Source organism: Alteromonas sp. MmMcT2-2, assembly GCF_022348305.1.
Taxonomy (GTDB): Bacteria; Pseudomonadota; Gammaproteobacteria; order Enterobacterales; family Alteromonadaceae; genus Alteromonas; species Alteromonas macleodii.
Map to the genome: position 1 here is coordinate 64903 of NZ_JAKRFA010000022.1, position 21523 is coordinate 86425.

The following is a 21523-nucleotide window of genomic DNA, read 5'->3' on the forward strand; positions in this document are numbered from 1 at the left end:
TTTTTTGTATGCGCGTATCTTTATGTTACTTAACAACCTCGGCTAACGCGTTTTCTGTTACTTATTGATGTTAATGTGAATGATACTGGTTATCATTTGTGTAAATTTTTGCTAAATTAGACGAAAGTACTAATGAAGCCTTCAGTTCAATTCATTCTTGTAATAGGCGAATTGATGGATCTTAAAAATTAATAACAGAAAACACTCAACATGAATAAGAAATTACTCAGCTTGGCGGTAGCGGCTATCTTAGTGTCTCACGCACATGCTCAGGAAGATGAAAGTGGTGCTGGCTCAGCTATAGATAATCGAGAAGCAACAGCGGAAAAAGCAGAAGCGAATGCAGTAGAAAAGATTGAAGTAGTGGGCATGCGTTCTCCGTTTGGCGCAACAAAAACAAATACACCGATTGTTGAGCTCGCCCGTACAATTTCCATTGAAACCGCATTAGATTTAAAGCAAAAAGGTGTGTTAAATCTTTCTCAGTCTGCCACCTATATGGCGGGTGTGACGGGGGAGTCATACGGATACGCCACCCGTGTCGATTCAATCTCTTCCAGAGGATTAAGTATTCCGCGCTATCGCGACTCAATTCAAGAGTTGTTTGGCAGCTATAATTCTACGCGAGCTGAAATTTATACAATGGAACAGGTTGAGTTGCTTAAGGGGCCTGCCTCTGTACTTTACGGTCAGGGCTCTCCCGGTGGGATAATGAACTATGTGTCAAAAACGCCGACGTTAGGTAAAGGAAGCGAAGTGGTGTTGTCCTACGGAAACTTCGACCGCGCGCAAGTTGGGGTGGATGTAAACGGCAGCCTGTCTGAAGATGATAAGTGGATGGGGCGTTTTGTTGGTATATATCGTAATGCTGACTCTCAGGTTGATTATGTTAGCGATGACACCCAAGTATTCATGCCGTCACTTTCCTTCATGCCTTCTGACGATACAACGCTAACGCTTATCGGGTTATTCCAAGATACTGATAGCGATACAGCGGCGCAGTTTATCCCTGTGGAAGGCACATTATTGCCTTTGGCTGACGGCACTTATTTACCCGACCAAGATGTTTACGCAGGTGAACCAGGGTTTAATAAATTTGATACTAAGTCGAACCAAGTTACCTTGCTTGGCGAGCACTTGATTAACGATACAACGTCACTTTCATTTACTGCCTTATGGCGAGATGGTGAGGCAGACTACCACCAAGCGTGGCCCACTTTTACGGGCGGTACTCGCTATCTAAACGCTTTTGTAGGGGCACCGGTCGCGCCTACCGATACCTTTGTGCCGAGAACGTTTTATCAAGCAGACAATACGTTTAATCAACACGCTTTTGATATTCGTGTAAACAAGGGCTTTATAACAGGCGCTTTCGAACACGAATTATTAGCAGGTGTACAATATCAACATGTTAAGACTGACGCCAACTCTGCTTATTATGCTGGTGGTGGGGTATTACAAGGTGGTTTTAGGTACATTCTGGACTTGGCCAACCCTGAGTACACAGGCGCACCAGAGCAAGACATTTTCGACGCAATCTACAACGATTCGCCTGAACAGACAGTCACGGACACGGGGTTATACCTGTCTGATCAAATTTCCTATGAAAACTGGCGGATAACGCTAGGCCTACGTCACGACCGCGTTGATAATGATACAGGCGTAACTGAGCAGGATGACACACAAACATCATACTCAGCTGGAATTTTGTATCGTTTTGACAACGGCATTTCTCCCTACCTTAGTTACGCTGAGTCGTTCGAGACGGTAGTGGGACTAGATAATAATAACAACCAGCTTAAGCCAGAAGAAGGCCGTCAATACGAGGCAGGGATTAAGTATGAACTCTCGTCAGTTCCTGGTTTTATCACGCTGGCGTATTACGATATTGAAGTTTCAAACCTTCCTAATCCTAACGGATTACCAGACGAAGCGGCGCAACAGCAAGGCGTAACGACCATTGAAGGGATTGAGCTAGAAGGGCGCGTAGACTTTGGCCAGATAACAGCGCAGTTTTCGGCGTCGGTCTTGGATGCAGAAGAGCCTAACGGTTTTTCGTTGTCAGCACAGCCAGACAGCAATGCGTCGTTGTGGGTAAATTATTCTCCACTTGAGCTTGAAGCGCTGACGGTAGGAGCTGGTATTCGCTACGTGGGAGAATCAGTTTCTGAGAATGGTGTCATCAGATACGACACGCCTAGCTACACCCTTGGTGACCTGATGGTGTCGTACGAGCTAGCAGATAATTTGAATTTGCAGCTGAATGTAAGAAATGTGACCGATAAAAAATATCTCACGTCTTGCTTATTCAGAGGTGACTGTTTCCCTGGTGTACGCAGAACAGTGAACGCGTCGCTAACCTATTCGTTTTAAGGATTTATCATGCTTTCAGTTGCAGCGGGTGGTTTAACACTCGCAGCCTTAGGGGTTATTTATAAAAGTTGGCGCGCTCAAGCGTCAACGTATCTTTATTTGGGTCTTGTCGTATGGCTGGTTGCAGCAGTGTGCTGGTCTTATGCTCAGGGGTGGGAGTTTGGCGTGCTGTATGCGCTGTGTATCCCTTCCATTTTAGTGTGGCCTTTTATTGCGTTTAACCAAACGCATTTGCCTCAGCCAAAAAATGTACCTCAGCCGAGGAGCTTTGATTTCTCGCGACGTACAGTTCTAGGGAACATCGCAAACTACATCGTGGTGCTGGTTGTTTTATTGGTTGTGAGCGTGTTATTGACGCTAGGACTATGTGCGCTACTCCCATTCTCAATAGCAGGGAAGTTGGCTACAGGTATCGTGCTGTTGCCAATTTTGTGGGGTCTTATTGTTTATCACTACCTTGCCACCGCCCACAAAATTAAAGTTGTTGTTGCTTACGCAGTTTTGGCTGCGCTTTGCCTACCAATACTTATTTTCTTCCCCATGTAGGTGAATATCGATGGATAAAATAACAAAACAAAATGCATTAAATGCACATACTTGGATAGGCGTTTTTCTAAGTGTACTTCTCTTTTTGGTGTGCTTATCTGGGACCGTTGCGGTTTTTCACTTAGAGTTTGAAAGGTGGGAACAGCCGCATATTGAAGAAATGAAGAATGTTTCTCCTGATGTTGTTGAAAAGGCGATGGACACCTTTTTGGCTCAGAATACGCAGGAGTCTCACCATCTTTATGTGGTTTTCCCTACATCAGATATCCCTCGGTTGGTGGTAGAAAACGATCATGCTGCTTACTTTGCCGACAGTGAAGGTAACTTATTAGAGCAAGAAAGCGTGTCTTTTACCGAAATGCTCGTGAACTTGCACTTGTATCTCAATTTGCCACAAAGTTGGGGAATGATTTTGGTCAGCGCTTTGGGCGCTATCATCTGTACCCTTGTCGTCACTGGAATTATTGCTCACAAACGAATAGCAAAAGATGCTTTTAAACTTCGACGGGGTGGCAACGGTCAGCAAGCACAAATTGATTTGCACAACCGTTTTGGACTATGGGCAGCGCCTTTTCATTTAGTTATAGGTATAACAGGCGCATATTTTGGTATGGCAGGGATCATTTTGGTGGTTGTTGCCTCACTAAATTACGAAGGCGATCGCGACGCGGTTATCCAGAAAATCTTTACGCCAGACCCTGTATTAGCGCCACAGGAAGGTAAACCGGCTATTGGTAGGGCGTTTGCACAAATGGAAACGCTAGCGCCAGAAAAGTCGCCAATATTTTTAACGGTACACGAAGTCGGTGAACCAGAGCAGTTCATCGAAATATATGCCAAGGCACCCAATAGAATGATCTACGCAGAAGGCTATCGATTCGATACGGCGGGTAACTTTATCGGTGTAGCCGGCTATGAATTCGGTGAATGGGGTAAGCAGTTGGTATGGGCGATGTACCGTTTGCACTTCGGTGACTTCGCCGGCCTTACCAGCAAATGGCTGTACTTTGTTCTTGGTGTAATGTTGACCATGCTTTGCGTGTCGGGTATGGAGATTTGGCTGTCTAAGAAGGCGCATCCGCCGTTAGCAAGTAGGCTTTGGTACAGCACGGTGTGGGGTAGTGTGAGTGCACTTGCATTAACTGCTGTAGCAGATATGTTTTTTACAGGCTCGCTCATCGCCGTTTTTTGGTGCCTTATGCTACTTAATACCGGTATTACAGTGGGAGTTAAATCACTCACAAAGCCGATATGGTTGCTTATATCAGGCCTAAGCGTAATGGTGTTACTCATAGCCTATGCGGCTGTGCACCAAAGCGCGACGCTATCGGTTGCGTCACTTCAGCTTAATATACCTATGGTGGTGTACGTGGTGTGGAGTGTTTATCGTGCTAATACGCTGATTAAGCGAGCTAAAAATGCAGAAACACAGATTGAAGCCGACGCGAGAAACAGCGCACCTCAATCAGCGCAAGAAAAAAGAGTGAATGCGTAAATCTTATCGTAACTACTAGGGGCTCACAGGAAGCCCCTTAGTTACGCTTCTTTCTTTTCCACGTACCGCCATACATATAGCCATTGCTGGCCTTTGCTCGTTCTTGACAAGCTTTGCATACTATACGCCACGTGTCTTCATCACCACATCGAATACGAAACTGTGTGTCGGCATTGATACCGCAGTTGTCACAGGGTTTTGGTAGCCGAACTCTGTCCTTTTTTCCCACTCTAGAAGCGTCTCTTTTTTTCAATTAATAAATTCTCTGATGCCTATTTTTTATCACAGGTCACTGCGCATAAGCTCGAAAACTTAAATCACTTTTGCGATTGCAACGGCAATAGAAGAGCCTTTTTCAACGGCTGCGCCCCATAATTTCATTAATAACGACGGCCTTTTCGTCATTAGGAGCAGCGCTTCATCTCTGTGATGTTGTTCATCTGCTTGGCATTGTCTAAACCGATTTATAACGTTTGAAGGGGGGATGGCTAACGCAGAAATGCGCTTGCATTGTTCTTCGTAATGCGAATCTACGAACTGCTCTACTCGGTAAATGGTGTAGTAAAAGCAATTAATACCGCAAAGTCTTGGAATAAAACCGGTGATAAACCCAGAAGCTATCCATACAGGTAAAATAAAACTTCCCCTAAAAAGCGGCATTTCGTTTTCAAAGACGGCGAGGTGTCGTCTTTCCGTTTTAAGGTGCTCATGTATGAAGGGTTGTGCCTCGCTTTTTGTGCCAGAAAGATTAACCAGTTTTAAAACACATTCGGCGAATAGAGCACCACGGTATATCCAAACGGCTCCCGTCTCTCCCGCGTGGCTCGCACGTAGTTCTTTGTCTACTTGCTTAGCGTGATTATCTCCGAGTGTTTTTGCATAAAATGGCATGACGTACCTCTGTAGCATTTTATAAACAAACGATCTGAAGGGGGGAATGGATGCTACCTAACGAATTTGTAATGCATATTCAAATATGCGCTATTTAGAAAGCTCTGGATGATAGTGTTCTATTTATAAACGAAAGCAGAGTATCGGAGGGTTGCTTGCTATGGTTGATAGATACACAACATGCGTTGCTTGTAGGAGAGCATAAATGAAGGTATTCGGTGGCGTTGTCATTCTGGTTTTAGGGTATTTACTATGGTGGCCAGTTCCCATTGCGCCAATAGGCTGGCAAGCACCGAGCAGTAGCGGATTTTCGGGGGAGTTTGCGGAAAACAACCGTCTGGCAGATCTTTCGCTTATTGAATTAGGCGCAGATAAAGGGCCGGAGGATTTTGCGATAAACGCTGCGGGAACTATTGCAACCGCCACTCATTCTGGCGCGGTATTACTCAAGAAAAAAGGTGAGGTAGCATTTACTCCGTGGATTAACACTGGTGGACGTCCGCTCGGTATCGAGTTTGATACCAACGGCAACTTATTAATCGCCGATGCTCATCGCGGATTGCTAATTGCAGACCCTGAAGGTGAGCTAACGGTATTGGTTAACCAAGTAGAAAACACTAACGTTGTATATGCGGACGATGTGGATATTGCCGACAACGGCAATATTTACTTCACTGACGCAACTACCAAGTTCTCTGCCAAAGAGTATGGGGGAACGCTGCAAGCGAGCCTGCTAGAAATTTTGGAACATAGAGGCAATGGCAGGCTTATAGAGTACGACCCAGTACGTAGAACGAGTAATGTACTGATGGATGGTTTGGTTTTTGCGAATGGTGTCGCAATAAGCCATGATCAAAATTCAGTGTTGGTCAACGAAACCGGTAAATATCGCGTGTTGCGCTATTGGCTAGTTGGGCCAAAACAGGGTCAAGTGGAGGTCGTGATTGATAATTTGCCGGGATTCCCAGACAACATCAGTCAGGCAAATAGCGGCGCGTACTTTCTGGGTCTTGCTTCGCCTCGCTCCGCTCCCGTTGACGCTCTATCTGACAAGCCTTTCATTCGTAAAATTGTACAGCGTCTGCCACAGTTCATGCGCCCACGAGGTCAAGCATACGGGCACCTTGTTAAAATAAGCGAAAGCGGAGAGGTTTTACAAAGTTATCAAGACCCTAGTGGTGCATTTCCCTTTGTTACAGGCGCAATACAGACAGATGAAGGTGTATATGTGAGTAGCTTAACTGCACGAGCAGTAGGTGTGTTGCAGTTAAACTAGAGACGATAATAAGCATATTGTTACGGCAGAATAAGTAGTCTTCTTTTCTACCGCGATAGAGCGATACGCGTCACGAATGAAACTTACTCATCAACTCTGCAACACGTTTTCTTACATTTCCAAACATTTTAAACTTTTGTTATGTAGTTACGCTTAGAAGGATATGTCACTATCGGCTATGCTAATAAAAGTTGTTTTTAGCACAAGTTTAATAGTTTTGGGCTAGCCGTTTTAAAAGGATATTTTCTAAATCATGAAAGCGTATACGTATTCTTCTGTTGCACTTGCAGTCACGATTTCTCTTCTAGCTGGATGTGGAGGCGGCTCAGGCTCGTCTAATACCCCTCCTGTGGTGACAACGCCTACCACGCCAACGACACCTGTAACAACAGAGCCGGAGTGGGAAGCGGGAGTGTATGAACCGCAATCTCAATATCTAGCGAAATGTGAAACTCCTAGAAGTGGTATTGATCCTTTTACTAATAGGGCTTACCCAGATACACAAGGTACCGCCATGGATGAAAAGCTGTGGCTACGTACTTGGACTAATGACACTTATCTGTGGTACGACGAAGTAGATGACAATGACCCTGCAAATTTCTCAGTGTTGGGATATTTTGATCAGCTTAAAACCAATGAGCTAACGCCAAGCGGTACGCCAAAAGATAACTTCCACTTTTCACAGGACACTGCCGAATATAATGAACTGTCTCAATCGGGGATTTCATCGGGCTATGGGTTTGATTGGGAATTTGGTTCAACAACCGTGCCGAGAGTACTAACAGTGCGATTCACTGAGCCGGGTTCACCTGCAGCTACTGCAGGCGTGCCTCGCGGTGCAACCCTTTCGCGTATAAACGGCGTCGATTTTGTCAATGACAATACGCAGCAGGGCGTCAACGCGATTAATGCTGCGCTGTTTCCGGAAGACGCAGGTACGGTTACAAGCTTTGAGTTTGTGCAGGTTGATGGTTCAACTCTCTCAGTAGACATCACCTCCGGCGATATCAGCGTAACGCCGGTTCAAAACGCAAAGGTACTCGATACCGAAAACGGCAAAACGGGCTACTTCCAATTCAATACCTTTATCGTTACCGCGCAAGAAGGGTTGATTGATGCGTTCGATATGTTTGTTGAAGAAAATGTGACCGAGCTCGTTATTGACCTTCGCTACAACGGCGGAGGACGTTTGGCGCTAGCTTCACAGCTTTCCTATATGATAGCGGGTCCGAACCAAACCAATAACGCAACCTTTGAAACATTGCGTTTTAACGATAAAAACCCAAACACCAACCCTGTCACCGGAGAGACTATTAGCCCAACACCGTTTTACCGCAATGTTATTGACTATAACGCAGGGCAACTTACCGACACGCTTCTGCCTAGCCTTTCGCTGACGAAGGTTTACGTTTTAGCCACGGGTGCAACATGTTCAGCAAGTGAAGCGGTAATGAATGCACTTCGTGGTATTGATGTAGAAGTAGTGCAAATTGGCTCTACTACTTGTGGTAAGCCGTATGGGTTCTACCCAACAGACAATTGCGGTGAGACCTACTTTACTATCCAGTTCCAAGGGGTGAATAACAAAGGGTTTGGTGATTATGCTGATGGTTTCATGCCTACCACCACGCCTAATTTCGATTTTGAGTTGCCGGGATGTGAAGTTGAAGATGACTTTACCGCAAGCTTGGGTGATCCAAATGAAGGGATGCTGTCAGCTGCATTGGAATATGCTGCTACAGGCTCATGTCCCGAAGTTGTCACGTCAAACGGCGTGGCGGATGTCAAAGCACTGCGCAGTAACCAAAGTGCGTTAGGTGGCGAAAAGCTCATTCCTATCGACAAGCCTGAACAACGCAAAGAGAACTTTATTTTACACAACAAAATAAATCAGCCTGTTATTCAGGAGCGCAAGTAATGTCGCTTCTTAATAAAAAAGAAAAACTGCTAAAAGGAAGACTGCTAGCAGCACCTCTCGCCATACTTTTGCTCTCGGCGAGCGGATGCGCGACAACGCAGGAGGCTGAGTTACACGAGGCAGTAACCAAATCCATTAGTGTGAGTCAAAAGCAAGCTATTGAAAGTAAGATCAGCAACTGGTTTGGTGGTCTAAACATAACGATAGCCGATGATGCATTCAGTCAAACCGCGAGCATAACGATTGAGCGTAAAGCAAAGGTAGATGGCAGGGGATTACCTATTGACGGAAGGCACGACAACCCTGTTTATAGCTTTACGCTGCTAAGTGATGGTGAACAGTGCGTGTTGCGTAACGACCAAAGTGGGGAACTTACCAAGCTTGAAAATGTGACCTGTTATATAGTGGACGAGGCATAAGTCGGGATAAATCGACGAAAGCGCAATGTCATCGTTGACAATAGGCCTTAAAAAAACGCCCAGAGTCTACAAGCTCTGGGCGTCTTTGCTGCTATCGTTTGTGCATGCTATCGTTTGTGCATGCTTGGCTGCTTTTGCGTGCGGCCGCGACTGTTGCCGCCGCTATTATTTCCTTTCGATGCGTTGCCTCTATTCTTATTCCCGCCGGTGTCGTTACGCTGCTGTGCTGTGTTTCCATGACCTTGCTTGTTAGCGTTGGAATTACGTCGGCTCTTATTTACGCCGTTACCGCCTTTGCTGCTCTTGCCCTGAAAGGTAGGAGGAAGCCCAGTATGTTTAGTCAGTGCGCGTTCACCACGACGGCCTTTTTGCGCTTTTTGGCGTTTTTCATCTGCCGTTTCTGGCGGAACAAGGTGTTGAGGACCACGGCCTATTAAGTCTTCACGCCCCATACGCGTAAGGGCTTCGCGAATTTGCGCAAAGTTTTTCGGGTCGTGATAACGCAACATCGCCTTGTGTAATCGACGGTGAATTTCACCTTTTGCAGAAGGCACCTCTTCACTGTCTTTAGTGACTTTGCGAAGGGAATTTACCTCGGTATGGTACATGGTGGTAGCCGTTGCCATTGGCGACGGATAGAAGTTCTGTACCTGATCGAGCTTAAATTTGTTTTCTTTAAGCCAAATCGCAAGGCTTAGCATGTCTTCGTCGGTGGTACCCGGATGCGATGCAATAAAGTAAGGAATCAGGTACTGCTTTTTACCCGCTTCTTGTGAGTACTTATCAAACAGCTCTTTGAAGCGGTAGTAGCTGCCCATGCCCGGTTTCATCATTTTTGAAAGAGGGCCATCTTCGGTGTGTTCTGGAGCGATCTTTAAGTAGCCGCCTACGTGGTGAAGGGCCAGTTCTTTCACGTATTCCGGGTCTTCTACTGCTAGGTCGTAACGCACGCCTGAAGCAATCAATATCTTTTTAATTCCAGGCAACTCACGAGCACGGCGGTATAAATCGATAGTTGGCTTATGGTCCGTGTCCATGTGCGCACAAATGCTAGGGTACACACAAGAGGGTCGACGACATGTTGCTTCTGCTTTAGGGCTCTTACAACGCAGACGATACATGTTCGCCGTCGGGCCGCCTAAGTCTGAAATAACACCAGTGAAGCCCGGTACAGTATCTCGTATTTGCTCTATTTCTCGAATAATAGAGTCTTCAGAGCGGCTTTGAATAATACGCCCTTCGTGTTCAGTAATAGAGCAGAAGGTACAGCCACCGTAGCATCCGCGCATAATATTAATACTGAAGCGGATCATGTCGTATGCAGGAATTTTTGCATCGCCATACACAGGGTGAGGCACACGCTGATAGGGTAAATCGAATACCGCGTCCATCTCTTCGGTTTCAAGCGGCATGGCCGGTGGGTTAATCCAAATGTGTCTGTCGCCGTGGCGCTGCATTAGCGCACGCGCACAACCTGGATTGGTTTCTTGGTGCAAAATACGAGAGGTATGTGCGTATAACACCTTGTTGTCTTTCACCGTTTCGTACGCAGGTAGCTTAACGTACACGTTTTCCCAAGGCTTACGCTTTTCTTTCTCTTTTTGCGCAGGCTGAATAACGATGGGCGCGGCTTCTGGCGCTTCACTGCTTTTGGTGTCTTTATCCTGCGAATCGCACTCGGGCTCCATCTGGTAGGGGCTTGGAATGGCGTCTATCTTGCCCGGCCTGTCTAGAGAGGTCGAGTCAACACCTTGCCACTCTGGTAAGGCTTCTTTAACGATAATCGCAGTACCGCGAATGTCTCGCAAATCGGCAATATCTTCACCTGCCGCTAAGCGATGAGTGACTTCAACAAGAGGACGTTCGGCGTTACCGAAAAAGAGCATGTCCGCTTTGGAATCGAACAGTACAGAGCGGCGTACTTTTTCACTCCAATAGTCGTAGTGCGCAATGCGACGTAAGCTGGCTTCTATGCCACCCACAATCACAGGCACACCTTTAAACGCTTCACGGCAGCGCTGTGAATACACGGTAACCGCACGATCAGGGCGCTTGCCACCTATATTACCTGGCGTGTAAGCGTCATCGTGACGAAGCTTTTTGTCAGACGTGTAACGGTTTATCATAGAGTCCATATTGCCGGCTGTTACGCCGAAATACAGGTTGGGTTTACCCAACTTCATGAAGTCGTCTTTGCTGGTCCAGTCTGGCTGAGAAATAATTCCCACGCGAAAACCATGTGCTTCAAGTACTCGGCCAATCACCGCCATACCAAAACTAGGGTGATCTACATACGCATCGCCCGTTACCAAAATAACGTCACAGCTGTCCCAGCCAAGGGCATCCATTTCTTCCTTCGACATGGGGAGAAACGGCGCAGTACCCAGGCAGTGTGGCCAATATTTAGGGTAAGAAAACAGACCGCGATCGGCCTTAATGGTGGCTTGCATAGTAATCACATCTAGATAAATCAGAGAGTTGCTGAGCTTAAATTAGGCTGTAGCTCAGAATAAGTGCGTAATTATAGCAGTGTTGGCCAAGCTAAGGTATAGCACTGTCATTAAATTAAAGAGCTTTGTATACTCACTTAAAGCAACAAGCTGCAAAGCTAGCCATGAGCGCAGGTTTTTATAAGCGCTTCAAATGCCCGCATTTAGCGAATGAAAGGCTTGTCTATTTACAACGAAGAGAATTAACGACGACTATGGCGTATTGGCTATTTAAAACAGAACCTGATGCATTTTCAATCGATGACTTGGCAAACCGCCCAGAACAAACGGAACCGTGGGACGGCGTAAGAAATTACCAAGCGCGTAACTTTTTACGAGACGGCGTTAAAAGGGGTGACAAAGTATTTATCTATCATTCAAGTTGCAAGCTGGTGGGCATTGCAGGTGTTGCTGAAGTGGTAAGAGACGGCTACCCGGACACCACGCAGTTTAACCCTGAATCAAAATACTACGATCCTAAATCAAGTCAGGATAACCCCCGCTGGTATCGCGTTGACGTGAAATTTGTAGAGAAATTTTCAAGCGTTCTGCCGCTTTCAGTGATTAAAACGATGGACGGTATTAATGAACTGCCATTGGTCAAAAAAGGTGGAAGACTGTCAATCATGCCTGTAGAAGAGGCTGAATGGCAGCAACTGTATGCTGCTGCCAAACAGTAAGTTAAATGCTAAAAAGCGTAGCCGTCATATCTTGCTAGCTTGCTAAAGCTAAATATAAGGGCTATCGCTATGCGCTAACTTTCTAGCGTGCTGTGTATCTAGCGTGTTTAGCTAACGAATAGCTGCTACTTGCCAAAGGCAAATTTAGTATCGGCATCGCGCAATAGGAAAAGTGCAAAGCACGCGCCCCACATTGGCCATGCAGCAAAAAACAGCAGGTGATTAAAGGCATCTAGATACTGCGGGAATGAAGACAGGGTAGACCCACCGTGAAGGATAAAAATAAGACCGTAGGTGTATTTTTTCGCAAGTCCCGCTAAGAAAGCCAAAACCAGCGCAAGCTGCAGTGCGCCCATAACGTAAACGGCCATTTCAGGCACGCCGCCGATACCATAGAACTTTTCAAAAATGGCCATGCCGTGGGCTGGGTTAACAAACTTATCGAGTGTCCATACGAACATAACGATAAATATTGTTACGCGAAGAGAGAGTAGCGACCATTGTAGTCGGTTTTGAATATCGGTGTTGTTTTGCATACATGCTCCAAAAGTATAATAGTGCAAGCATACTAGAACGACCGTTCAAAATAAAAATTTCAATTAATTTTGTGTTTTTTAATATTTTTTTGAAAATTAAATGTACTGAAATTTTTTGTGACGCGTATCGGTCTTGTCGAACAAGAATTAAAAATACGGATCTGTTAATGAAAAAAGTAATCGGCCTAGCCGTTAGCACACTCGCACTTGCCATCAGTCAATCGCTCTATGCCCAACAAGCGGCAGATATTGAAGTGGTTGAGGTAACCGGAAACCAGCAGAGTTTAGATACGCTAAATCCTGGTGATAACACACTTAAAGGCATTTTCGGTAGCGGTTTAAGTGCAGCTGAGACACCTAGAGCGGTGACGTCACTGTCGGCACAAGCGATAGAGGCACTTAACATTAACGATTTACACGACATCGTAAAAGCGGCGCCCAACGCGTACGCCTCTAGCGGCTTTGGCACGCCAAGCCTGCCCAGTATACGCGGCCAATTAGGTGAGCTTTTTCAAGATGGTATAAGACGTCAAGCAGGCAACAATGGCTTTGGTTTGCCTTTGTCGTTCAATAGCGTTGAGCAAATTGACGTGGTGAAAGGGCCGTCGCCAGTGTTGTTTGGTAGCACGCAGCGCAACGGTGGCTTTGTAAACCTTCAAACAAAGGTTGCGCCGACCACAGAAAGCAAGGGGAAAGTCACCCTTCGCGCCGGGCGCTGGGATCAGTATTCAGCGCAAGTGGATTACGGCACAGCTATAGAAGAAGGTAAAAGTGGTATTCGCTTTAGTGTAGAGTACTTAGACCATGGCAGTTTCTACGATTTTGCCGAGCGCGATAGCACGAACCTGTTTGTAGCCTATCGCTATACGCCAAGCGATGTACTGACGTGGGATATCAGCGCGGAGTATTATGACACAGACTATCCAGACAACGCAGGTATCAACCGCCCAACGCAAGACCTTATCGATAACGGTATTTATATTACTGGGCAAGGCACTCAGCCGAATGGCAGTACAGTACCGGGGGCAGGTGCTATCATTTCTCCTACCGGAGAAGTGGTTATTCCTCGCAACCGCGTATTCACAAATCCTGACGACATTAACGGTGCTGAAACTACGGTTATTCGAAGCAGTGTCGAATACAAAATGACTGATAACGTGGCGCTTCGCAACATTAGTTATTATCAATATCTTGAACGTGAAGAAATAGCGCAAAATAGCTTTGTTGAGATCATTGACGGGGCTGACACGTTCGAAAACCGTACTGAGCTAGATTATAAGTGGAACGACAGCCAAACCACGACTGTAGGGTTAGCGCTACGCTACAACGACGTGTTGGGCTATAGCCAGTTTACCACTGAGGCCGATAATCCGATTGATTTAACCGGGCCTATCTCAAACCGCGTTATTCCGCTTACCGATGCCCAAAAAGCCCGATTAGTTGAGTTGCGTCCTGGCGTATATGTTTCACCGGGGGCGCAATACGACGTAGACGGTGATGGTAACGGCGATTTTAACTTGTCAGACACCACCGACTCTACCGCATGGCAAACAGGCCTGGCGCTTCAGCAGCGCTCTATTTGGGCCGACAAATTTTCAACGATTGCTGGCTTACGTGTTGATTACTATGACGTAGACGCGCGTGACCCACTAGCGCCGATTGGTGTTGAAGCAGCTTCAGATTCGTACAGTGATACATTAACCAGCTACCAGTTAAGTGCAGTGTACAAATTAACGGGTGATGTAAATGTTTACGCGGCGTTTTCAGAAAACGACGCAACATCGAACAGCATGGCGGGTGGCACGGTGTTAGGCGGTAATAACGAGATTAACCCGCTTAACTTTACTACTGAAAATACGCTGTACGAAGTGGGTGTAAAATATGCGCCAAACAGCAGCTGGTATGCAGAGGCCGCTGTGTTTGACCAAACCCGAAGCCTACGTAACCGTGATGGCAGTAACAGTGGTGTGAAAACGCAAGGTTTCGAACTACAAATGTTCTATCAAGCAGACGATGTTTGGATCAATGCCGCGTATAGCTATTTAGACGCGCGTTTTGATGATTCAGCGGCGTTTCAAGGTACGGCGCAGGTTATTGATGCGTTTGATAATAGTCGTCCTGATATTATTGAAGGTACAGGAGTAGGATCACCTTCTTTTGCCGCGTTCCCTGCATCAGACAGTCGCGTTCAGGGGATCCCGCCACAAATTGCTTCTATTAACGCTGGCTGGCAAATTACGGATGACCTGCAAGTGGGGGCAAGTGCGCTCTATACCAAGTCATTCCCACTAGACTTTCTGCAAACGGTGCATATTCGCGACCAATATACGGTTGATGTAAATGCAGACTATCAAGTAACAGATGACCTTCGATTGCGTTTAGATATCATTAATGTGACCGATGAAGAAAACTGGCAGCCGCTGTTTGAAGGTGGGTATTTCGGTGCGACACTTGTCATGCCAAACGTACCTCGTCACGCTCAAGTTACCATGCAATACGCGTTTTAAGCGCCAAGGATATTTATGTTTAAACGCGTTTTAAGCGCCAAGGATATTTATGTTTAAGAAAATAGCGCTTTTAGGGGTTATTGTTGCCGCCATATTTAGCTTTTTTTATTTTGATTTAAATAGCTATCTAACCCTTCAAGGTATGAAGGATTCACTCGATACGTTTCAATCGCAGATTGCTCAAAACCCGGTATTAAGTATAGGTGTGTTCTTTGCCATTTATGTTGCCGTAACTGCACTTTCTTTGCCGGGAGCAGCTATTTTGACCCTGGCAGCAGGGGCTTTGTTTGGCCTGGTTCAAGGCTTAGTTATTGTATCGTTTGCCTCGAGTGTAGGGGCGACGCTGGCGTTCTTAGTTTCTCGCTTTATTTTGCGCGACACCGTGCGAAACAAGTTTAAAGAAAAGCTTAAAAAGATTGATGAGGGCGTGGAAAAGCAAGGTGCATTTTACTTATTTACCCTGCGCCTAGTGCCAGTATTCCCGTTTTTCCTTATCAACCTGTTGATGGGGCTAACGTCGCTTAAAACCTGGACATTCTACTGGGTAAGCCAAGTGGGCATGCTTGCGGGCACCGCGGTATATGTAAATGCGGGTACTCAACTTGCCCAAATAGACAGTTTGTCTGGCATTGTCTCACCTGGGCTTATCTTTTCATTTGTACTTTTAGGCATATTCCCTTGGATAGCTAAAGCTATCGTAGCAGTGGTCAATCGCCGTCGCGTGTACAAAGGCTACAGCAAGCCAAAGAAGTTTGATCGCAACTTAGTGGTTATTGGAGCGGGTGCAGGTGGTTTGGTTACCAGCTATATTGCTGCTGCGGTGAAAGCAAAAGTCACGCTGGTAGAAGCTGGCGAAATGGGCGGCGACTGTCTTAACTACGGCTGCGTACCGAGCAAAGCCATTATAAAAACGGCAAAAGTGGCCAATCAAATGCGCCATGCCGATAGCTATGGTTTAGAGCCGGTAACACCCGCTATGTCGTTTAAAAGGGTGATGGCACGTGTGCACGAAGTGATTGCGGCAATCGCGCCTAATGACAGTGTAGAGCGTTACACTAGCTTGGGTGTTGATGTTGTAAAAGGCTATGCGAAAATTATCGACCCTTGGACAGTTGAAATAAAAAAGAACGATGGCGGTACCCAAACACTAACCACAAAAAATATTGTGGTTGCTACAGGTGCAGCACCATTTATTCCCGAATTACCAGGCATTGAGCAAAGCGGCTATGTCACCTCTGATACCTTGTGGACCAAGTTTGCTGAACTTGAAGACGCGCCAAAACGTTTAATCGTATTAGGTGGCGGACCTATTGGTTGTGAGCTCGCCCAAGCCTTTTCACGCCTTGGCAGTGACGTAACGCAAGTTGAGCGTGCCCCGCGTTTAATGGGCCGAGAAGATGCGGATGTGGCGGAGTATGCTGAGTCTGTGCTTAGAGAGAGCGGCGTAAACGTATTGACGTCCCATGATGCGCTTCGCTTTGAACAACAAAACGGTGAAAAAGTACTTGTTGTAGCGAAAGAGGGTGTTGAATCTACTATAGCCTACGACGAAGTCATTGTGGCTGTGGGACGAAAAGCCCGTTTACATGGTTTTGGTCTGGAAGACTTAGGTATTCAATTTGATAGAACAATTGAAACAGACGAATACTTGCAAACCCTGATGCCTAATATCTTTGCCGCTGGCGATGTAGTAGGGCCTTATCAATTTACCCACGTGGCCGCCCACCAGGCATGGTACGCTGCAGTCAACGCACTTTTCGGCACGTTTAAAAAATTCAAAGTTGATTATCGCGTTATTCCATGGACAACCTTCATCGATCCGGAAGTAGCGCGCGTGGGCATTAACGAGCGTGACGCTGCCGAGCAAGACATTGACGTTGAAGTAACGCGATACGAGTTTGCAGAGTTAGATCGTGCTGTTGCGGAAAGTGCCAGAAAAGGGTTTATTAAAGTACTCACGCCACCGGGTAAAGACAAGATACTGGGCGTTACTATCGTCTCGGAACACGCAGGAGATTTACTGGCTGAGTTTGTTATTGCGATGAAGCACGATCTGGGGTTAAACAAGATCCTTGGCACTATCCACGCTTACCCAACATGGGCTGAAGGCGCAAAGTATGCAGCAGGGAATTGGAAGCGCGCAAACGCGCCTGAAAAATTGCTCAGCTATGTAGAGAAATTCCACACGTGGCGCAGAAGGTAGTTAATGTGAAAAAAGCATTAGCGGTGACAAAAGCATTAGCGGTGACAAAAGGATTAGCGGTGAAAAACGCATTGGTGATGGCGAGAGAACAAGTAATGACAAGAGTAATCGCGATGTCCAGACGAATCACTATTAGAAAATTTGGTCGATTGGCAGTAAGCAGCGTCATGCTGCTTACTGCAAGCGTAAGCTTTTCTGCGCTCTCTGATGAAGCGGTGCCAAAGCAATTGAACAGGCTACACGAACCGTTTAGTGCGTTACTAAGCGAGCATGTGAAAACCATTGACAATGGTGCCAGCACGCAAGTTGATTACTATGGGTTTAAACAAGATAGGGAACGTTTAACTCAGTATTTAAATAGCTTAGCTAAGGTAGAAAAAAGTACCTTTGACGGCTGGAGCAAGGCTGACCAACTGGCATTTCTCATAAATGCTTACAATGCCTACACCGTTGACCTTATTCTTAACGAATACCCTAAGATTGAGTCTATTCGCGATTTAGGCAGCTTTTTCTCGTCGCCATGGAAAAAGGAAATTGCGCCGCTACTTGGTAAAACCCGTACGCTGGATGAAATAGAGCACGAACTTATTCGCGGACAAAATAAAACCACGGAAGGATATAACGAACCTCGAATTCATTTCGCCGTAAACTGTGCCAGTATTGGTTGTCCTGCGCTGCGAGAAGAAGCGTATGTTGGCGCAAGGCTAGATAGCCAGCTTGACGCACAAACCAAGCGTTTTTTAGCCGATACGTCTCGCAACAGAATGGACGGTAACACCTTGAAGCTTTCAAAAATATTCGACTGGTACAGCGAAGATTTTGAAAAAAACACCAATCGGAAAAGTGAAAGTTGGCAAGGCATTAAAAACGTAAACACGGAAAATCTCAGCCAATTTTTGCTGTTATACAAGGATGCATTAAACCTATCGAGTCAGCAGATTTCAGTGCTTGAGCAAGATAACGCAGAGTTAGAATTCTTAGATTACGACTGGGCACTCAATGCCACGCAATAGCGCTTTAGTTAGCACGAAAGCGGCTTGTTTACGCCGCTTTGGCAAGTTTAGTCGCCTCATTAAGGGGCTGGCACTGGCGTCAGCTGTTTTCAGTTCTCAGCTAATCACGGCTTCTCATTCATTTGCGCTACCGTTTGATATTCCCAGTGTTGATGTTTCTGGCAATGAAATACAGAGCCAGCATCAATCGCCTAAAGACGACACACAAAGCAAACCTCTGGTACGTTTTCATGCATGGGGGGGAAGCGCTCAAGTGAATGGTTATTTGCAATGGGTAGCGGCGCAAGTTAGCCAGCGTTTTAACATTGAACTGCAGCACGTTAAGCTTGCTGATACCAGTGACGCCGTGTCACGCGTATTAGCAGAAAAAGCGGCCGGTAATCACGATAACGGCAGCGTAGATTTAATATGGATAAATGGCGAAAACTTTGCGGCAATGAAAAAGCATGGCTTGCTCGCTAAAGACTGGGTTAAAGAACTTGATTATTTCGCGCTAACCCGCCCGGAAAAGAACTCTGCCATGGTAACCGATTTTGGCGAACCCACGCTTGGTATGGAAGCGCCGTGGGGTAAGGCGTCGATGGTGTTTTATTATCGTAGCGCGCACATGGAAGCGTTAGGCACTGCACCTCCGCAAACCATTAATGAACTGCTTCGGTTCTCTCAAAAAGCGCCAGGACGCTTCACTTATCCAGTGCCGAGCGATTATTTAGGCATTAGCTTTATAAAATACGCAGCAATTGCACTTAACGGCGATAAGCAGTCTTTGTTTTACCTACCTGTTACCGAATCGTCTCTTCAGGCTGTATTGCCCGCACTTTGGGCTTATTTGGACCAATTGCATCCCACTATGTGGCAGCAAGGTGAGTATATGCTTCGCCAAGCCTCACAACTTCAACGCTTGGTTGGCACAGGTGAGTTAACACTCGCGTTTTCATTTACCGCCGCTGAAATTCCATCAGCGGTAAATCGCTTTGATCTACCCGACGATGTTCGCACCTATGCCATGCAAGACGGTAGCCTTGCTAATGTCCATTTTGTGGGGCTGACCTACAATTCGAAAAACAAAACAGCAGCAAAGACAGTAGTAAATTTTTTGCTTTCGCCAGAAGCTCAGGCCGAGAAGCAAAAGCTGACGGTGTGGGGCGATGATACGGTTCTTGATATGGCATCGCTGACACAAGCACAAGCTATGCTGTTTAAAGACGAGTCTGTGCACAAATCTGCCCTCGACAAATCACAGTCAGCGGTGCTGTTAGCCGAACCCCATGCAAGCTGGACTGATAAATTGCGCGAAGCCTGGTATGAACGTTACGGGGCACGCTACTAATGTTTACTCACATTACACTTGTTGCACGCTGGTGCTTGCTGCTTTTACTTTGTATTCCCGTATTGGCAGGGCTGGTAGGGGTAATATTTCCTGCGTTAGGTTATTTCCCAGCTATCGGCGCAAACGCCTTTTCAACGCAAGTGTTTGCTACGCTATTCGACCTCCCAGACATTTGGCAAATGATGTGGTTGTCGCTTTTTACGGGCGTAGGCTCAACCCTTTTAGCCGTAATAGCAGCGTTTTGTATTCTCGCCACGTTTTACCAATCTTCCCTGCTAGGAAAAATTCAGGGTGTGTTAAGCCCGTTTCTGGTGTTTCCCCACGCGGCTGCGGCCATTTCCCTTTTATTTGTAGTTAGCCCTTCTGGTATATTTGCAGCAACTACCACGCGCTTGAATGCGTATTTTAGTCATGCTTTCACAACCCCCTTTGTTAATGAAATCAGCGAAATGGCATTGCCCGCTGCGAATGATGGAACGCTACTTTATGACGGTCTAGGACTAAGTATACTTATCGCGCTTAGCCTGAAAGAGCTGCCGTTTATTTTGTTAATGACGCTAAGCGTTATGTCTCAGCCGCTGGTGAAAAAGAAACTCACGGGGTATGTAAAGGTGGGGACAGCGTTAGGTTATTCGCCTACTGCGAGCTTTTTTAAACTGGTGCTGCCGACAATTTTTTCCCAGATAAAGTTACCGCTTTTAGCAGTACTAGTTTTCGCCACTTCAAATGTAGAAATTCCACTTATTCTAGGCCCAAATAACCCGAGCACTTTGGCTGTCGCCATTATGCACTGGTTTAATCATATTGATCTGTCCATGCGACTGCTTGCAAGTAGCGCTGCTGTGGTTCAGGTGGCAGTATCAGCGGTGGCGGTAGTATTGTTTTTGGGGATAGAGCGATTAGTGGCATACACCGGTAAGCGCAGCCTTTCAGGTGGTAATCGATATTTTGCCGATGCAGTGTTACGCGCGTGTGGTTTTACCGTTATGGCAGTTTACATCATCTTGATCTGCGCGGTGGTATACACGGTTGTTGTGTACTCCTTTGCTAAGCAATGGCATTTCCCGCTGTTATTGCCAGAGGGGCTAACACTACTGCACTGGAGTACGGCAACAAGTGCGCTGACAACACCGCTTATTAATACCTTATTACTTGGCGTGCTGGTGAGTACAACTTCATTGGTACTTGTTTTATTTACCCTGGAAAGCGAGCAGTTAAAGCCAGCGCGTGTTGTTGCTTCGAATGCATTTTCTGTCTCTCTATTTTTGCCACTATTGGTACCTGGCGTTGCTTTTCTATATGGTCTGGTCTGGTTCCAGCAGCTTGTTTTTCAAAACGCCGTATGGTTTCACACCTATATAGCGCACATGGTTTATGTTGTGCCTTACGTGTTTTTATCGATGGCTGTGGCGTATAGGAAGTTCGACAACCGATACGCCATGGTGGCGCAGAGCTTGGGCAAAACGCCGTGGCAGGTGTTTTATCATGTTAAGCTGCCTTCGTTGTTCAGCGCCATTATGGTGGCATGGGCGTTGGGGCTGGCGATTAGTTTTAGCCAGTATTTACCTACCTTGCTGGCGTCTGGCGGGACGCTCCCTACTGTTACGACCGAGGCTGTAGCGTCGGTATCGGGGAGCAGTACGCGACTTACTGCGGTGTATGTCATTATTCAAGCGGTAATGCCGTTAATTGGCTTTATGATCGCTTGGTACATGCCTGCAATTGCAACGAGAAGACGAAGTAGGCAAATGCTGGTATCAGATACTCACAGCAATCGTTCCGCAGACCCGGTGCAGTAAAAGCGCATGGCTAACATAAGAACAAAAACTACAAGGGCGTAATTTATA

Annotated in this window: 15 protein-coding genes; 12 read left to right on the top strand and 3 right to left on the bottom strand. The window is 46.4% G+C overall.

Annotated features, from left to right (window positions below; all coding sequences use genetic code 11):
- Nucleotides 1–210 precede the first annotated feature (210 nt).
- The 3 genes from MHM99_RS13425 to MHM99_RS13435 are packed head-to-tail and all read left to right on the top strand — an operon-like array spanning nt 211 to nt 4414.
- A complete protein-coding gene (locus tag MHM99_RS13425) occupies nt 211–2373 on the top strand; it encodes a TonB-dependent siderophore receptor (protein WP_239219704.1) in 2163 nt (720 codons plus the stop codon).
- A gap of 9 nt (nt 2374–2382) precedes the next feature.
- Nucleotides 2383–2919 carry a hypothetical protein gene (locus tag MHM99_RS13430; protein WP_239219706.1) on the top strand — a complete coding sequence of 179 codons (537 nt, stop codon included), beginning with the start codon at nt 2383–2385 and terminating at the stop codon, nt 2917–2919.
- Between the two features lie 10 nt (nt 2920–2929).
- Nucleotides 2930–4414, top strand: a complete 1485-nt coding sequence (locus MHM99_RS13435) for a PepSY-associated TM helix domain-containing protein (RefSeq protein WP_239219708.1) — start codon at nt 2930–2932, stop codon at nt 4412–4414.
- A gap of 312 nt (nt 4415–4726) precedes the next feature.
- Here MHM99_RS13435 and MHM99_RS13440 read toward each other — a convergent pair whose 3' ends face one another.
- Nucleotides 4727–5305: a demethoxyubiquinone hydroxylase family protein gene (locus MHM99_RS13440; protein ID WP_239219719.1), complete on the bottom strand. Its 579-nt coding sequence runs from the start codon at nt 5303–5305 to the stop codon at nt 4727–4729.
- A 205-nt stretch (nt 5306–5510) separates the two neighbouring features.
- On the opposite strand from MHM99_RS13440, the gene MHM99_RS13445 reads away from it, so the two are divergent.
- The 3 genes from MHM99_RS13445 to MHM99_RS13455 all read left to right on the top strand — a co-directional run bounded on the left by MHM99_RS13445 (nt 5511) and on the right by MHM99_RS13455 (nt 8918).
- Nucleotides 5511–6581 (top strand): SMP-30/gluconolactonase/LRE family protein, encoded by a 1071-nt coding sequence (locus tag MHM99_RS13445; protein ID WP_239219721.1) that lies wholly within the window; start codon nt 5511–5513, stop codon nt 6579–6581.
- 253 nt (nt 6582–6834) lie between these two features.
- Entirely contained in the window at nt 6835–8499 is a 1665-nt protein-coding gene (locus MHM99_RS13450; RefSeq protein ID WP_239219723.1) for a S41 family peptidase, read from the top strand.
- On the top strand, nt 8499–8918 hold the full coding sequence (locus MHM99_RS13455) for a hypothetical protein (protein ID WP_239219725.1): 420 nt from the start codon (nt 8499–8501) through the stop codon (nt 8916–8918). Before MHM99_RS13450 ends, MHM99_RS13455 begins: the two co-directional genes overlap by 1 nt.
- A gap of 107 nt (nt 8919–9025) precedes the next feature.
- Here MHM99_RS13455 and MHM99_RS13460 read toward each other — a convergent pair whose 3' ends face one another.
- Nucleotides 9026–11368: a YgiQ family radical SAM protein gene (locus tag MHM99_RS13460; RefSeq protein ID WP_239219727.1), complete on the bottom strand. Its 2343-nt coding sequence runs from the start codon at nt 11366–11368 to the stop codon at nt 9026–9028.
- 254 nt (nt 11369–11622) lie between these two features.
- Between MHM99_RS13460 and MHM99_RS13465 the strand changes: the two genes are divergently transcribed.
- The gene (locus MHM99_RS13465) at nt 11623–12087 is read left to right on the top strand and encodes an EVE domain-containing protein (RefSeq protein ID WP_101566579.1); all 465 of its coding nucleotides are present in this window, start codon (nt 11623–11625) and stop codon (nt 12085–12087) included.
- Nucleotides 12088–12212: 125 nt separating this feature from the next.
- On the opposite strand, the gene MHM99_RS13470 is transcribed toward MHM99_RS13465, so the two are convergent.
- A complete protein-coding gene (locus tag MHM99_RS13470) occupies nt 12213–12623 on the bottom strand; it encodes a hypothetical protein (RefSeq protein ID WP_014976366.1) in 411 nt (136 codons plus the stop codon).
- A 167-nt stretch (nt 12624–12790) separates the two neighbouring features.
- Between MHM99_RS13470 and MHM99_RS13475 the strand changes: the two genes are divergently transcribed.
- The 5 genes from MHM99_RS13475 to MHM99_RS13495 are packed head-to-tail and all read left to right on the top strand — an operon-like array spanning nt 12791 to nt 21475.
- A complete protein-coding gene (locus MHM99_RS13475) occupies nt 12791–15130 on the top strand; it encodes a TonB-dependent receptor (RefSeq protein WP_239219729.1) in 2340 nt (779 codons plus the stop codon).
- 49 nt (nt 15131–15179) lie between these two features.
- Complete coding sequence (locus MHM99_RS13480; protein ID WP_239219731.1) at nt 15180–17333, top strand: bifunctional TVP38/TMEM64 family protein/FAD-dependent oxidoreductase; 2154 nt, start codon at nt 15180–15182, stop codon at nt 17331–17333.
- A gap of 23 nt (nt 17334–17356) precedes the next feature.
- On the top strand, nt 17357–18346 hold the full coding sequence (locus MHM99_RS13485) for a DUF547 domain-containing protein (protein WP_239219773.1): 990 nt from the start codon (nt 17357–17359) through the stop codon (nt 18344–18346).
- Complete coding sequence (locus MHM99_RS13490; protein WP_239219733.1) at nt 18333–19676, top strand: ABC transporter substrate-binding protein; 1344 nt, start codon at nt 18333–18335, stop codon at nt 19674–19676. Before MHM99_RS13485 ends, MHM99_RS13490 begins: the two co-directional genes overlap by 14 nt.
- A complete protein-coding gene (locus MHM99_RS13495) occupies nt 19676–21475 on the top strand; it encodes an ABC transporter permease (RefSeq protein WP_239219735.1) in 1800 nt (599 codons plus the stop codon). The genes MHM99_RS13490 and MHM99_RS13495 overlap by 1 nt, the downstream gene beginning before the upstream one ends.
- Nucleotides 21476–21523: the final 48 nt, after the last annotated feature.